This window comes from Bacillus sp. ISL-57 (genome assembly GCF_018613135.1).
GTDB lineage: Bacteria > Bacillota > Bacilli > Bacillales > DSM-1321 > Peribacillus > Peribacillus frigoritolerans.
This window is the reverse complement of the sequence record NZ_JAGGQV010000007.1, coordinates 31,323-46,790: the sequence shown is the minus strand read 5'-3', so window position 1 is coordinate 46,790 and position 15,468 is coordinate 31,323. Positions and strand designations below refer to the sequence as shown.

14 protein-coding genes are annotated in these 15,468 nt (G+C 39.2%); all 14 read left to right on the top strand.

Going from position 1 to position 15,468, the window contains the following annotated elements; translation table 11 throughout:
* Nucleotides 1-443: 443 nt before the first annotated feature.
* The gene (locus J7I90_RS11525) at nucleotides 444-788 is read left to right on the top strand and encodes a YolD-like family protein (RefSeq protein ID WP_214771704.1); all 345 of its coding nucleotides are present in this window, start codon (nucleotides 444-446) and stop codon (nucleotides 786-788) included.
* Nucleotides 789-869: 81 nt separating this feature from the next.
* On the top strand, nucleotides 870-1,145 hold the full coding sequence (locus J7I90_RS11520) for a hypothetical protein (protein ID WP_251025237.1): 276 nt from the start codon (nucleotides 870-872) through the stop codon (nucleotides 1,143-1,145).
* A 266-nt stretch (nucleotides 1,146-1,411) separates the two neighbouring features.
* The gene (locus J7I90_RS11515) at nucleotides 1,412-2,635 is read left to right on the top strand and encodes a YHYH domain-containing protein (protein WP_214771701.1); all 1,224 of its coding nucleotides are present in this window, start codon (nucleotides 1,412-1,414) and stop codon (nucleotides 2,633-2,635) included.
* 12 nt (nucleotides 2,636-2,647) lie between these two features.
* The gene (locus J7I90_RS11510; protein ID WP_214771698.1) at nucleotides 2,648-3,319 is read left to right on the top strand and encodes a PH domain-containing protein; all 672 of its coding nucleotides are present in this window, start codon (nucleotides 2,648-2,650) and stop codon (nucleotides 3,317-3,319) included.
* Nucleotides 3,320-3,472: 153 nt separating this feature from the next.
* On the top strand, nucleotides 3,473-4,522 hold the full coding sequence (locus J7I90_RS11505; RefSeq protein ID WP_214771695.1) for a nucleotidyltransferase domain-containing protein: 1,050 nt from the start codon (nucleotides 3,473-3,475) through the stop codon (nucleotides 4,520-4,522).
* The gene (locus tag J7I90_RS11500; RefSeq protein WP_214771693.1) at nucleotides 4,513-6,366 is read left to right on the top strand and encodes a ThiF family adenylyltransferase; all 1,854 of its coding nucleotides are present in this window, start codon (nucleotides 4,513-4,515) and stop codon (nucleotides 6,364-6,366) included. Before J7I90_RS11505 ends, J7I90_RS11500 begins: the two co-directional genes overlap by 10 nt.
* A 5-nt stretch (nucleotides 6,367-6,371) precedes the next feature.
* Nucleotides 6,372-6,833: a Mov34/MPN/PAD-1 family protein gene (locus tag J7I90_RS11495; RefSeq protein WP_214771691.1), complete on the top strand. Its 462-nt coding sequence runs from the start codon at nucleotides 6,372-6,374 to the stop codon at nucleotides 6,831-6,833.
* Nucleotides 6,834-6,835: 2 nt separating this feature from the next.
* On the top strand, nucleotides 6,836-7,954 hold the full coding sequence (locus J7I90_RS11490) for an SAVED domain-containing protein (protein ID WP_214771689.1): 1,119 nt from the start codon (nucleotides 6,836-6,838) through the stop codon (nucleotides 7,952-7,954).
* A gap of 1,049 nt (nucleotides 7,955-9,003) precedes the next feature.
* Nucleotides 9,004-10,368 carry an aspartate aminotransferase family protein gene (locus tag J7I90_RS11485; RefSeq protein ID WP_214771687.1) on the top strand — a complete coding sequence of 455 codons (1,365 nt, stop codon included), beginning with the start codon at nucleotides 9,004-9,006 and terminating at the stop codon, nucleotides 10,366-10,368.
* Nucleotides 10,369-10,370: 2 nt separating this feature from the next.
* The gene (locus tag J7I90_RS11480) at nucleotides 10,371-11,081 is read left to right on the top strand and encodes a CoA transferase subunit A (RefSeq protein WP_214772143.1); all 711 of its coding nucleotides are present in this window, start codon (nucleotides 10,371-10,373) and stop codon (nucleotides 11,079-11,081) included.
* Nucleotides 11,048-11,713 carry a 3-oxoacid CoA-transferase subunit B gene (locus tag J7I90_RS11475; protein ID WP_214771686.1) on the top strand — a complete coding sequence of 222 codons (666 nt, stop codon included), beginning with the start codon at nucleotides 11,048-11,050 and terminating at the stop codon, nucleotides 11,711-11,713. The genes J7I90_RS11480 and J7I90_RS11475 overlap by 34 nt, the downstream gene beginning before the upstream one ends.
* A 9-nt stretch (nucleotides 11,714-11,722) precedes the next feature.
* Nucleotides 11,723-12,994, top strand: a complete 1,272-nt coding sequence (locus J7I90_RS11470) for a peptidase (protein ID WP_095395353.1) — start codon at nucleotides 11,723-11,725, stop codon at nucleotides 12,992-12,994.
* A gap of 79 nt (nucleotides 12,995-13,073) precedes the next feature.
* A complete protein-coding gene (gene ablB / locus J7I90_RS11465; protein ID WP_214771684.1) occupies nucleotides 13,074-13,922 on the top strand; it encodes a putative beta-lysine N-acetyltransferase in 849 nt (282 codons plus the stop codon).
* A gap of 82 nt (nucleotides 13,923-14,004) precedes the next feature.
* Nucleotides 14,005-15,384, top strand: coding sequence for a sigma-54 interaction domain-containing protein (locus J7I90_RS11460; protein ID WP_214771682.1), 1,380 nt, complete (start codon nucleotides 14,005-14,007; stop codon nucleotides 15,382-15,384).
* The last annotated feature ends 84 nt before the right edge of the window (nucleotides 15,385-15,468 follow it).

Below are 15,468 nucleotides of genomic sequence, written 5' to 3'. Positions count from 1 at the left end.
GTTCTTAACGTTAATACTAGGTAAAAACAAAAATTGAGGTTGCTTTAATGTATGATACGTGGATTTATAATCATTTCATCAATACAGCGTTCTTCCCTATTTTATTAGTAATAATTTTTACAGCTGTCTTTATTTATTTGTTATCTAAAAGTAAAAACAATCCGTAAACTTATACCCCTACTAGTAGTTGTCTCTTTTATAACAACTATATTTCAGGAATTCCTAACGTCACAGTATGTGTCAACTCTGCGATAAGTCTTATAAAAATAAACGGGTGCGTTAGTTCCATAGGGCATAAAGGAAGACCACAAAAAGTGGTCTCTTTTATTTGTTCAAAAACCCAACATTTCTCTAGCTCGAACTTATTTGGGGAAGGAATTTTTTTCTGCCTTTTGCAAGAACGTTAGTTCGTATATAATGGATGTAAAGGAGGGATCTTTCTGATGAGTACAATTCGTGATAGGGGGCTCGTTAAATGGCAAGGAGCGTTGATTATGCCAGAACATAAAGCTTTAAATAAAAAAATGGGTGAGGTTGATTACTTCCTTAATAAAAAACCAGTCCTTGATGAATACCAGGTTGAAGAGTTTGAAAACAACATTCATTATGCGATGGAATATAATTTACGGCTAAGTTTTACATTGCATAACGAGGGAAGTCCATATGATTTGCACGGGTATTGTGTGTACATACATCCTGTCACGAAAGAGTTACGTATTCAAAAGAAAGATAGTTCCTTTGGGTATATTCAATTTAATGAGATTATTGATGTGATTGTAGAGGATTAAAAAAAGCCCACCTAAATTCAGGAGGGCTTTGTAGTGTTTGAAGAATAAACCAAAAAGGCACAGAGATTTAGGAGTATACAAATGGAAATTAAGATTGAGGTACAATTGTTTGCGAACAGTACTAAGTTCTTACAGTCTGGTAGTTGTTCAGTAATAATAACTGACTTTAGAAAAGAACCGGAATGGACTGCTGCTATATCAGCTTATGAGTGGATACAAATGATAAAAAAATCTGTTCGCTATCCAGAAGACTTTCAAATTCTTAGTGTTGTTTATAACGGAGAAAATGACATAACAGATTTAGTAAGAAGGGTACGCCCTATAATAAAAGATGATTTACCTTTTTTAAAAAATTAACTAAGAATATAATTTAGGATCTCTTTAGAGGTTCTTTTTTGTTTCTTATATTATGTCATCAAACAGAAAGACGGGAAAATAATCACGAATATCTTTAATCAATTGAAATTAGAGAGATTTTGGTTTGCAATCGGGATATCCAATTTCAATTAATGAGAATACCAAACTATAACAAAAGAAGTAGTAGATAAATAACGTAATATAACATAAATTTTGGTAATGAGTGTTATAATTTACCTAAATAAAACTTTTAGGGGGAAAGAAGATTGGTTAAAAGGATTGCTTTCATTACTTTTTTTCTGACATTCATATTTGGAACAATAACGTATGCACACCCTGGCAGAACAGATTCAAGCGGAGGACACAATTGCAGTGAAAAATCAATCGCCAAGGGCTTATGTAGCGGCTATCATAACCATAATGGTGGTGATACTTCTTCAGGAGTGGGAGCTAGTACAACTGCACCGGCAACAAGGAATGACGATATGGATTGCTCTGAATTTGGTTCTTACGATGAAGTAGTTGAGTATTGGAATTCAAAAGGCTACTCCGCCACCAATGATCCTGAAAATTTAGATGGTTGGGGAAATGGTCAGGTTGATGACGGAATCCCTTGTGAGGCCCCTAGTGATTACGATAGGACAAAAATTAACAATAGCCCCGAACAAGTCCAATACAATCAGGACCAGCAGGATATCGAAAGTGGTGAAAAACAAGGGGCCGCACAAGGAATGAAAGATGGTTACCAGGAATCCGAAAGCAATAGTTTTGCCTCCTCCGGTTCTGACGCTTCTAAAGAAGGCTATGCTACTGGATATAAAAAAGGTTATGCAGATGGAAAGAAAAAAATAGAAGCAGAAAAAACCATAGCAACCAAAGAAGGATACACATTAGGAAAAAAACAAGATAAAATCGCAGTACCAGGAAAATACACCTCCCATACTGGACTGAAAAAAGCATATGAAGATGGGTTTAACAAAGCAGTTGCTGAACGGGTTGGTGCCAAGAAAAAGGAGTTGACCGAACAGGGTTACAACGATGGAAAGAAAGATACCCACTCCCCTCCTAAAGGTTCCATTGAAGAATACGTTACAGCATATCAAGAAGGATATGATAATGCTCAAAACGAGTTGAAGGAAGAATATCTGCAAATGGGATATAAAGCTGCATTTACGACACTGAAATATAAAGAACCTGACCTTACCAATTCAAAATTCAAGGGATGGTACAAGGAAGGTTTTAAATCTAATAAAGAGATCGCTGAGATCATTGATGCTGGACTTGCTTTAGGTAAAAAAGGAACTACATTGACTATTCCGGCAGAATATCAAAAGGCCAAGCCTATTTTTACCCATTACTATAATGTAGGATTAAAAGAATATGAAGAGGAACAAGACGCAAATCAAGCGGCAGCCACAGTAGGTATCAGCGGACTAACACTTTCCTGGTTAGGCAGAAGACTCTATGTAGCCAAGAAAATGATCGGATAAAGGAGGAGCAATATGGGCATTTATCAAACTGTCTGTCACAAAGTTGAAGATATATTTGTAAAAGTGTTAACCAAAAAACAGGATTCTGCCGTAATAACTGAAAGGGTTAGTCAATATAGGAGTCAAAAAGAAAAAGCACATCAGGAGAAGAAGGAAAATAGGAAAAAGAAACAGGACGAGCAAAAGCTTATTCAATTACAAAAACGCGAAGAGCAGGAAAAACAACGAAGAGAACTGAAAGAAATCGAAAGAAAAGAAACGGAAGCCCTTATTTCAAAAGTGATGGAGAATGGCGGCTGGGGTTATTCCCAGTATGAATATAATGAAATCAAAAACAACAAACAATTCTTTCAATCTCTTGCTTTGCGTGTTTTCGAAGTCAATGAAACAGCACAAGCCTTTATATTCTGTGAGTACGATAAATCAAGTAAAAAAGAAATTAAAGGTTATTTAATTGCCACTAACAAAAGGGTATTATTTTTAACGAAGGACCTCAATCATATGGATAAATTCCGTTATCAGACCATTATCAATGTTAATTGGTTTAAAGATGGAATAATTGAACGAGGTCTCCGGATACAGTATGGTAAAAGAAAACTGGAATTTGATGAAATTTTCGACCAGGACCAATTGCAAAAAGTGAGTAAAACTATTCTAAACAACTCAACAACGAAAGCGGTATAGGATTCAAACAAGTGGTCATTTAACTGGTGATAAATCATTTAAAGTTTGAGAAAGGGATCTTCTTTTGAAGGTCCTTTTTAGATTGTAGTTCAATAAGGAATTGGTGTATTATGGTATAATTTGGCTAGATAGAAAAAAATGGGGGTATGTAATATGGCGGATTGTAGATCACAGTTTAACGACTTTCACGACTCAATTAAACTAAAAGAAGAGAATGACGTTTTGAAAGAAAAAAGAGAAATCATCATTAAGCGAATTAAAGAAAAGCTATCCGAACAAACAGATTATACCTTTGAAATTTTTAATCAAGGTTCATATGCAATGCGTACCGGCATTAAACCTTTGGATTCTGATTATGATATCGATGTGGGATTGTATTTTGATATGTCAAAAGATGATGTAGATCCAATTGAAGCGAAGAAGTGGATTTATAACGCACTACTAGGCCATACTTCTGACGTGAAAATTAAAACCCCTTGCGTAACAGTCACTTATGCTGCTGGATACCACGTAGACCTAACTGTTTATGCAACTACAAATACTGACAACAAAGTATATCTTGCAAAAGGAAAACCAACTAGCAATACAGAGGATAAGTTCTGGGACGAGTCAAATCCAAAAGATTTAATAAAGGCCATTAAGGAAAATTTGTCAGATGAAGATGATCGTATGCAATTCAGGCGAATTGTGCGGTATCTAAAGAGGTGGAAGGATGTGAATTTCACTTCCGTTAATGGCAAACCTTCTGGTATCGCTTTAACATCTTGTGCTTATCACTGGTTGGACATTCAAAAAGAAACAGATAGTTTTACTGGAAAACTAAAATATAAGGATCTGGACGCTCTCATTCAAATCGTTTCTACAATGATTTCTAACTTCCACAATGATTTTGTCGAGATAGATGGGGAGTATAAATTTATGCCGCGACTAAAAGTAGAACTACCTGCCGAGCCAAGACCTGAGTTGTTTGAAAAAATGACTTATAAGCAAATGACTACGTTTAAAGAAAAACTTGAAAGCTTCTTAACTGCATTAAATAACGCAAAAGATGAAACAGATCCAACAGATGCGGCTGAAGTCCTAAAAAAACAATTAGGCGATGATTTTCCAGTTCCGGCAAAAGCAGATACCGGCAAAAGGGCAGTAGTCCCAGCAGTTCTATCAAGTTCAGAATCTGCTTCCGAGGAAATTGGATGGAAGTAAATTTAGAATTCATCAGAAAACAGGTTTTAGAAATGGACCAAACTTTAATAAGGGACTTTAATCCAAAAGATGATTTTGATAAAGAAAAATACTCAGGATTCGAAGCAATGGCAGAGATCGATGTGTTAATTTGCGAAGAGCCAACGACATTAACGGTGGGCTTCCCAAAAAGGTTCCCCAATGTGTTGCCATCATTCTATGATGACGAAAACCAATTTGGTTCAATCCCTCACAAGTTACCTGGTGGATTGCTTTGCTTCACTCGTATCGATTCGTTACTTATCGATACGAGGTATCCATCATCTATCGTGTTAAACTGTTTGGAAAAAGTTATTTCCCTTATAGAAAGTGGAATAACCGGTGAAAATCAAAATGATTTTATGGAAGAATTTGAAGTGTACTGGATAAAGAAATCTTTCCTGGATATTTATGCTCACATTGATACTTCAAATGAGAGAGTAAGAGAGTTGAACTTATGGTCAAAAAATATCCCTGAAAATGATTTTTTTATCGCTGCATCTGAGAAGAAGGATGATATTGAGAACCTAGAGAAACTTGTCAAACATCTCTTCAAAATAGATATAAGCAACGCCAATAAATATAGATGTTTTTATATCCCACTTAAAGAAGGGACTTTTTTAATCCCTCCGCTTGATGAAAAATGGTCATTTTCAGAGCTGAAAACAAATATTATGTCCAACTTGACTGAAGAAAACTTAAAGATATTTAATCGATTAGCCAATAGACCGGTTAAAAGCACCTCGTTGGAGTATATTATCGTCGGATTGCCAACGCCTAATGGCAATGTTGCTTTATTTGGCTTTGGGATGACTGGTAACAAAATTCCATTCAAGTCCCATAAAAAGAACAAGGAGACCCAGAAACAATTGCACCCATTTATTTTAAAGCCAAAAGATATGTCCGTTTATAATGCTAAAATTAATCGATGGCACCCTAGCCATCTAATTGGTCGATCAGGTGGCCATATTCAATTGAATGATAAACATATCTTAATTGCGGGTGTAGGGTCTATTGGGAGCGAAATTGCTATGCGATTCGCTAAAGCCGGTGTCGGGAAAATATCTATGGTTGATAATGATCGATTGGAATTTGGAAATATTCATCGACACGTCCTCGGAAGCGATCAACTTTACTATGCAATTGAAGAAGTTCCTTTAATGCAAAAATCAAAAGTATTCGGTATGAAGGATGAAATCAACCGAAAATATCCTTTTTCAAAAGTAGAAGCTTTCTATAAGGATATTTTAACTGTACCCGAAGAGATGGATATGAATAAGCCCAACTTTGATTTGATTATCGTGGCTATTGGATCTCCAAATACGGAAATGGAATTAAATCGTCTTTTTCAAGGTTTACCCGAACCTCCTCCGACCCTTTATACCTGGGTGGAACCTCTAGGTATTGGAGGTCATACTCTTGTTACCTTAAATGGTGAACGGAAGGGCTGTTACCAGTGCTTGTTTAAACCAGATGAAATTGAACCAATTTTTAATCGTTCTGCTTTTGCTCAACCGTTCCAAGATTTTTCTAAATCCATTACCGGATGCGGATCTTCATTTGTCCCATATAGTTTCTTGGATAGTGAACGTTCAGCTATATTGACGGTTGAAGCTGGTATTAAAATATTAATGGGTAAAATGCAAGGGAACCCACTCTTGTCTTGGAAGGGAGACCCTTCTTTATTTGAAGAATCCGGTTATAAAACGACTATCCGACATTCATTTGATTCTGGAAAGTTAGAAGAAACAAAGTATTTGTATAAGGATTCAAGCTGTCCTGTATGCTCTTTAGAAGGAAGGGATACGTCATCCATAGCCAATTAAAAGAAGTGTATGTGCTACCAAATCATAAATCCCTTTATATTCGTCCTGAGGCACTAAATAAAATGAACCACTATAAACAGGTTGAACGTAATGCCACCGAAGCCGGTGGCATTCTAATTGGAAGGATACTAGAGGAAGATGGAAATTATATAATAGATGATGTGACTGAACCAATGCCAAGTGATAGAAGAAAACGCACAAGATTCAGTAGAAAACCGGATGGCCATCAAGAATATTTCAATGAAGTATGGAGTCGAGAAAAGGGGAGATGTTTCTATTTAGGAGAATGGCATACTCACCCTGAAAATAACCCAATGCCTTCTAATATTGATAAAAAGGACTGGTCTCGATTAATAAAAATGGAGTATGAGTCAGGCTGTCTTTTCTTTATTATCATTGGAATCAAAGAAACAAAAGTGTGGTATGGAGCGGAAGATGAAATAATTGAACTCAAAAGGAGAAATTAAATTTGACCGATTCTAAAGAAGAAAGAAAAAGAAGAGATCTTACAGCAGCCGAAAATTATCATCTTTGGGTAGCGTGTGGTGGTATGTGTTCTATTGATGGGTGCAAAAAGAGATTAATAGAATCTACGTCTGGAGAGTTGACGAATGTTGGAATAAAGGCACATATAATTGGTCACGCCAAAAACTCTGCTCGTCACGAATATATGGAAAAGTATGATTTTACCTATGAAACATTAGAAGAAGTAAGAAATCTTATGTTAATGTGTTATGACCACTCTAAAATAATTGATGACAAAAAGACTAGAGGCCAATTTCCACCGGATTTACTATTTGCGATGAAGGAAAAACACGAAAACTGGGTTTCCTCTTGGTCAGTTGATAAAAAGAAAAGTATAGCTCTTATACACAAAAGAATGGGGGGGCCACTTTTCGATATAGAATATGATAGTCCAGCTCCATATATACTTCTTGATGCTGTTGAGTACCAAACAGTGTTTGACGACTTTTCAATAGAAGGTTGGGAAGAAGGTAAGAAAAGTAACGAGGTTCTTTATCAGAAGTTCATAGAGAAAATTAAAGAAAAAGAGGCAAAGGTTGGTGAAATATTCCCTTTGTCTCCTATACCATTATTGATGCATTTAGGTTCTTTATTAACTGATACCGTTTCATATTCTATTTATCAATTTGATAGAGAAGCAGGACTATGGGTTTCTGATTCTAATGAAGCAAATAAAGATATAGAACTCAGTGTCTCCAAAGATATAAATAATAAAAAAGAACTGGCAGTACTCGTTTCGATTAGCGGAATAGTAAAAATGAATTCCGTACAGGAAGTGTTGACAGGGGGGGTTGATTCCATTCGTTTTGACATTGACAACCCAGGTCTAAAAAGACTTATTTATAGAAATGATGTAATCTATGTTCAATCTAAAATTAAAGATGAGATAGAAAAATTATTGCAGCAACAAGATTATGATAAGATCCATCTCTTTTATGCAGGACCTGCTGGACTTGCAATAGAAATAGGAAGAGGAGTTAACCCTAATATTTGGAGTGAAGTTTGTTTATATTATTATAACAAAAGGATGACTCCAAATTACCAATATGCTTTATCTATTTGATGGTAGCCTACAATATTGTAAGAATAGAAGTTCATACTTAATACAAGTTTTTTTGCTATTAGTTAAGAAAATAAGGTGAAGCTTGAAGAATTAGGATCCGAGATAATATATTACTTTAAGAAGGAGTATTTCTCCTTCTTAAAGTAATAGGTCCGTTCTCAATTGGTATTGGTCTAACCCTTATAGGTTTGACAGGCATATTAATGCAAAACCTAATTTGGAATCGAAACCAACCGGCAATAGTACATATTAAAGTAACTGAACAAGATGAAGTGTTGAAACGGTAATAGAATGTGTTCAAGACCATTCCAAAAAATCAAAGTCTGCGACCCCTAATAATGTTGCAGGCTTTTCTAATTGCTTTCTTATATTAAGTTAGAAGGTTAAAGAAACAGGGTGGCATTGTAGGGATACTTCTTAAGGGAAATTCATTTTTTATCAACCTGCCCTGTTAGCAGAATAAACCTCTGTATAAATAGCACCATAAAAAGTAAATTACTCCTTGTAATACGTAAAGCAATAATCTTTGCGAAAAGAGCCTTTTAAAAAGTCTGATGGAACAAATATAGTTTTGCAAGTGGCTAAGGAAAATGATAAATGGGTGGTCGTAGAAAAGAAAGACAAACAAGGTAAGAAAATGAAAAATGAATTGATTGGCATATGTAATATCAGTTTCTTATTAAGCTAAAAGGTGCTTTAGTACAACAACATAAAATTTAGTTGTTGTTGTAAATGGGGCATTTGTAGTACAAAAAAGGAAAGATAGAGCATATATTTTATCTGCTCACCTATCCTTCCTTTTTATTACCCTTTTTATGTGTGACATTAAATAAATAGATAATGTTATAAAGGGTTTCTAGCCAATCCCTTGACTTTTAATAAAATTTCGCGGATACACTTTTTTTTGCATTTTTTTGGACAATCACCCATGAAGCCAAGAAATGATCCGTATACATGCTTAGGACAATTTCCTTAGCAAGATTGCCTTCTTCTGGACATACACTTTACTATATGGCATTTGTTTTTAAAGAGAAGGAGTGTGTGGGCTTATGGAGCAGTCTTCATTGATCAAACCGGTCCTGGGAGGAGCCTATCCGACTATCAGTCATGGTCAGGGAGTGTTTTTATACGATAAAAATGGAAAGGATTACCTCGATGCTTCATCCGGTGCCGTTACAGCCAATATTGGCCATGGAGTCCAGGAAATCATTGAGGCTATGGTTAAACAGGCTAAACAGGTATCGTTTGTGTATCGTTCCCAATTTACCAGTGATGCTGCAGAGAAACTCGCCGGAAAAATTGCAGAATTGACCAAAGGGGAACTGACATACAGCTTTTTTGTAAACAGCGGCTCCGAGGCGACGGAAACGGCATTGAAAATTGCCATTCAGCATTGGCAGGAAAAAGGGAAGCCAAAGAAACAGAAAATCATATCGAGATGGATGAGCTACCATGGCATCACGATGGGAGCTCTTTCAATGTCTGGACATCCGATTCGCCGGGAACGCTTTACTCCTTTGCTTGAATCATATCCTTCTGTATCTCCTCCATATTGTTACCGATGTCCACTTCAACTTGACCAACATACGTGCGGAATGGCCTGTGCTTCGGAATTGGAAGCATCAATCCGGCGCATTGGCAGTGAAAATATAGCGGCGTTCATTGCAGAACCTGTCATCGGCGCAGCCGGAGGGGCCATTGTTCCTCCTGACGGTTATTTTCAAAAACTCAAGAAAATCTGCGAAGAGAATGATATTTTATTCATTGCGGATGAAGTAATGACCGGATTTGGACGTACCGGTAAGATGCTTGCTTCCGAATATTGGGATGTGGAACCTGATATCGTGACATTAGGTAAAGGTATGAGTGGGGGGTATACCCCAATAGCGGCAGCAGTAATGACCAAAAACGTGATGGAACCCATAATGAAAGGCTCGAAGTCAATTATAGGAGGTCATACTTTAAGTGCAAATCCGTTATCGTGTGCGGTATCTTTGGCGGTTTTGGAATATGTCGAAAGGAATGAACTTGTCGAAAAATCAGCCGACAGGGGGAATTACCTGATTAGGGGCCTGAAAAAGTTGGCAGGGAAGTACTCCTTTATCGGTGATATACGCGGGAGAGGTTTATTGATTGGCATCGAATTTGTCCTGGATAAAGCAACGAAGGCCCCATTTCCGAAGGATGCAGATGTGACCAATGAAATCATTGAATTGGGAATGAGGAACGGAATCCTTCTTTATCCCGCAGCTGCAGGCCTTGACGGTGTAACCGGGGCAGCGCTCATCATCTCCCCGCCGCTAACGATATCGGAAGAGGAGTGTGCTGAATTGTTAATGAGGGTCGATATAACCTTTGGGCAATTCAATGAATCGATAGGTAAACGATTATCACAACAAGGAAGTGAGTCTTAGTGGTGGAAAATACGTTCCAGAAGATTTGTCGTTTTGAAGATGTCCGCCATCACTTTAAAGATAAACAGTCCATCCTATTTGGGGGATTCGGTGGCATAGGGACGCCTCCGGGATTGATCAATGTGATTTTGGAATCAGGTATTAAGGATTTAACCTTGATTGGGAACGATACAGGTTTCCCCGGTATCGGAATCGGAAAACTGGTCACCCAGCGCCGAGCGAAGAAAGTCATCGTTTCCCATATCGGTTCCAATCCTTATGCAGGACTATTAATGAATAATGGTGAACTCGAAGTGGAGTTCTGTCCGCAAGGGACACTTGTCGAACGCATCCGGGCCGGTGGGATGGGACTGGGCGGGATATTGACCGATATTGGAATGGAAGCCGATATCGTCCGGGACGGCAAGCAAACCGTTAAGCTAGGTAAGAAAAATTATCTGGTGGAATCGGCATTAACTGCAGATATCGCCATTGTTTACGCAGAAATGGCAGATCCATATGGAAATCTTCTATTCGATAAAAGTGCCAGGAATACGAATCCAATCGTTGCTGCGGCCGGACAGATCACTATAGTCGAAGTCAGGCAAATCGTTCCGCTGGGCACTTTGGATCCAGAGAACATCATTGTACCGGGTGCCTTTGTGGATTATATCATTCCATCAAAAGGAGTCGATTGGAAATGGGTTTGGGAACAGGGGATAGAAACAGAATAGCGAAACGGGCAGCAGCAGAAATAAGCGATGGGATGCTGGTCAATTTGGGAATTGGCATTCCATCACTTGTACCGAATCATCTTTGGGATGATCATAAAGTGATGTTTCATGCAGAAAATGGCCTTGTGGGAATGGGCAGTACTCCTGAAACGGGGAAGGAAGATGCGCATCTTTGCAATGCTGGGGGATTGCCGATCACCATTAGGGCCGGGGCTTCTTACTGCGACAGTACCGTTGCATTTGGAATGATACGGCGCGGCAGGGTGGATATCACGATTCTAGGGGCCCTTCAAGTAAGTCAAGCTGGGGATCTCGCAAATTGGATTGTTCCGGGAAAGCGGGTGCCGGGCATGGGCGGTGCAATGGAACTGGCTGCAAAGGCAAAAAAGGTCATTGTCTTGATGGAACATAACGATAAAGCGGGCATGTTCAAATTAGTCAAAACATGTACGTTGCCGTTAACAGCCCCAAAATGCGTACATATGATCATCACCGAATTAGGCGTGTTTTCCGTAACCTCGGAGGGCCTCCTATTAACTGATGTATTTGATACTTCCAGCGTTGAGGAAATCAGGAATCGGACCGAAGCGTCGTTTACCGTCTCTGAAAACATCCACAAATTAAAAGAATGAGAGAGGAGAATGGATATGTATGAGGAAAAAATTAGAACATGGCTTAATGAACATCGGATGAATGGGGTTCAGCTTTTGCAAAAACTGGTTCAGGAACCGAGCAAAAGGGGCCAAGAGGGAAGTGCACAAGCAATAGTGGTCGAGAAGTGCAGACAACTTGGTCTGGAAATTGACCTTTGGGAAATCGGGGATGAACAATTAAGAAAACATCCCCATTTTTATTGCGACCGCAGGGATTTTAAAGGAAATCCGAACCTTGTGGCCATTAGAAGAGGAACAGGCAAAGGGAAATCCCTTATTTTAAACGGACATATTGATGTAGTTCCTGAAGGAGATCATGCAGCATGGCACGATGAACCCTATAGCGGCAAGTTGATGGACGGGAAAGTTTTCGGGCGGGGAACGACGGATATGAAAGGCGGCAACGTATCATTATTGCTGGCCATTGAAGCGATCGTCGAATCTGGTATCCAATTAAAGGGGGATTTGATATTTCAGAGTGTGATTGAAGAGGAAAGCGGTGGTGCCGGCACACTTGCAGCAGTCATACGCGGGTATAAAGCTGATGGTGCAATCATTCCGGAACCTACAAATATGAAACTATTCCCATTACAGCAAGGTTCGATGTGGTTTCGACTGAGAATAAAAGGCAAGTCTGCACATGGAGGCACTAGGTATGAAGGAGTCAGTGCAATTGATAAAGCGGTTGTTGTAATGAAAGAAATCAAGATGCTTGAACAAGAACGGAATGAGTCACTCCGTCATTCACTCTATAAAAATGTCCCTATCCCCATTCCAATCAATATTGGTAGCATTCAAAGCGGGAATTGGCCTTCCTCCGTGCCGGATACAGCCGTCCTGGAAGGCAGATTCGGTATCGCCCCTACAGAAACCATGGAAGAGGCACAAAAATCGCTGAAGGAGCGAATAGATGCTTTAAACGAGAGTGATGCATGGTTCAAAGAAAGACCTATTGAATTAGAATGGTTTGGGGCCAGATGGCTGCCTGGCAATCTCGAAATCAATCACCCGCTCATGAAGACAATTGGCACATACTATGAAAAAGTGGTCGGGGAAGAACCGCTTGTCGAAGCATCCCCTTGGGCGACGGATGGAGGGTATCTTTCATCGGTTGGTTCTACCCCCGTCGTTGTGTTTGGACCAGGGGAAACGAAGATGGCCCATGATTCGAACGAATATATAGAGGTGGATAAAATGATGGAAGTTGCGGAAATCATCGCATTGACCATTATTGAATGGTGTGGGGTGGACCAGGAATAATCATTTTTCCCAAGGTCTGATCCCAGGAAGGGTCAGGCCTTTCGCAACAATTTTCGAAGATGTGAAAGGAGCGGGACAAATGGAGGCTGGAATCATCGAAAAAAGAATTCAAAAGCCAATGTGCACCATACATATTACGATCGACCATTTTAATAAGCGAATCAGGGTTGATGATTATCTAGGGCATTTTCAAGAATGCGTGGAGGAATCTTTGAAGGTGGCTAAAAGCATATCAGCAGAAAAAATCATCTTCAAGTCCCGCAAGGAAAACGTTATGGCATTGCTTGCTCAGGGCTTTCTATATGAAGGAAGCATCGATAAATTCTTTTTGGGAAGCGATTGTTTCTTCCTTGTTAAATATAACCGGAAGGAAAGGCGCAACAGTGCTGAATGGGAAAAGGAAGATCAAATCCTTGCCGATGTTCAGAGGCTGCAGATTAAATCCGCACTGGATGATCCTCCGTCAGCATATCAAGCCCGTAAAGCTGAAGTTGCAGATGCACTTCAGCTGGCCCAACTGTATGGGAAAGTTTTCGAAGTGTATCCCACACCGATGAATGATCCGGTTTATGTGAAAAAGTGCATGGAAATGGGAACGGTTTTTTATATTTACGTCCATGAAGAGAAGATCGTCAGTGCTGCTTCCGCAGAAATTAATTCCTTTTACCATAATGCAGAAATCACTGATTGTGCGACATTGCCGGAACATCGGCAGTACGGCTTGATGAAACACTTGATTTCCGCGCTTGAAGACTATCTAATCTCACACGGCATTTATTGTATCTATTCGATTGCCCGGTCGCTCTCGTTCGGCATGAATGCTGCATTGCATCAGCTTGGATACTCGTACCGCGGACGTTTGGCCAATAATTGTTATATCTTTGATAAACTGGAAGATATGAATCTTTGGGTGAAAAACTTTAGTTGAATGCTCATTTTTAGGCGGTTCATGACAAGTTTTTGGCATTTCCTCATATACATCTAGCAAGAAGGTATTGAGGAGGGATAGCTTGCCTAGTGAATTTTTCAATACAAGTGAAGTGTTGGAAGCGATATTAGAAACCATTGATGAAGGCATTCATGTGATAGATCCAAAAGGACAGACCATCTTTTATAACGGAGTGGCCGCCAATCATGATGGGATGAAAAGAAGTGAAGTGCTTGGGAAACCATTGCTTGAAGCATTCCCTTCTTTGAATCACAAATCATCGACGTTACTTCGGGTCATTAAATCTGAAAAACCAATCTATAACTATAGTCAATCGTATGTAAATGCACATGGGCGTATCATTGAGACGCTAAATACTACTCTACCCTTATATGTTGATGGGTTTATGATCGGTGCAATAGAGATCGCAAAGGATTATTCAAGCTTGAAGCAATTATCGGAAAGGTTAGCAGATCTGGAAAGCTCGCTCAAGACAATCAAAAGTCCTGAAAGGAAAACGGCTGGGAACGGCGGATTGTATTCTTTCACTGAAATCCTGACAAGTGATAAGGGGTTTAAAGGTTTGATATCCCAAGGTAAAAAGGCAGCCCGCTCCACCTCATCGGTATTGGTTTATGGGGAAAGCGGTGTAGGAAAAGAGCTTTTTGTTCAAAGCATCCACCAGGAATCGAGCCGCAGTAAAGAACCTTTCATCGCGCAAAATTGTGCGGCCCTGCCAGAAAATTTATTGGAATCGCTTCTATTCGGTACGGCAAAAGGAAGCTACACGGGTGCTGTGGAACGACAGGGATTGTTTGAATTGGCCAACGGCGGAACCTTGTTTTTGGATGAATTGCAATCGATGCCGATTGACTTGCAGGCAAAGCTTCTTCGCGTGCTTGAAGATGGGTTCATCAGGAGGATAGGTGGCACAAAGAGTGTACAAGTGAATGTCAGGATCATGGCAGCGATGAATATTGATCCGAAAAAAGCCGTATCGGAAAACAGGCTAAGGCCGGATTTATTTTACCGATTGAACGTATTGAGCTACGAGCTGCCTCCGCTAAGGGAGCGGATTGATGATATAGAGCTTCTTTCTGAACATTTCATATCAATATTTAACAGTAAATTAGGACTGTCCATAAAAGGCATGGATGAAAAGACAAAGGATTTTTTTCGGAAATATCACTGGCCTGGAAATGTAAGGGAACTTAAACATACGATTGAATTCATGATGAACCATAAGGAGAATGATGTTTTGAATCTTGAAGATTTACCCCAGTTTTTAAAGAAGCCCAACCCATCCGAAAAAATACTTCCGCTCCGTGAGGCCATGATTGAAATGGAAACAAAATTGATTACCGAGGCCCTACTTCAAACGAACGGTAACGTTTTCCAAGCATCGAAGCTATTGCAAATTCCAAGACAGACCTTGCAATATAAAATAAAAAAACATATTTGAGGGAAAAAAACCGGATGCAGCCTGCAGTCCGGTTTTTTTTATAGGCATTCGAATTTTCGGGTCATTTTGGCACCCTTCTTGCAT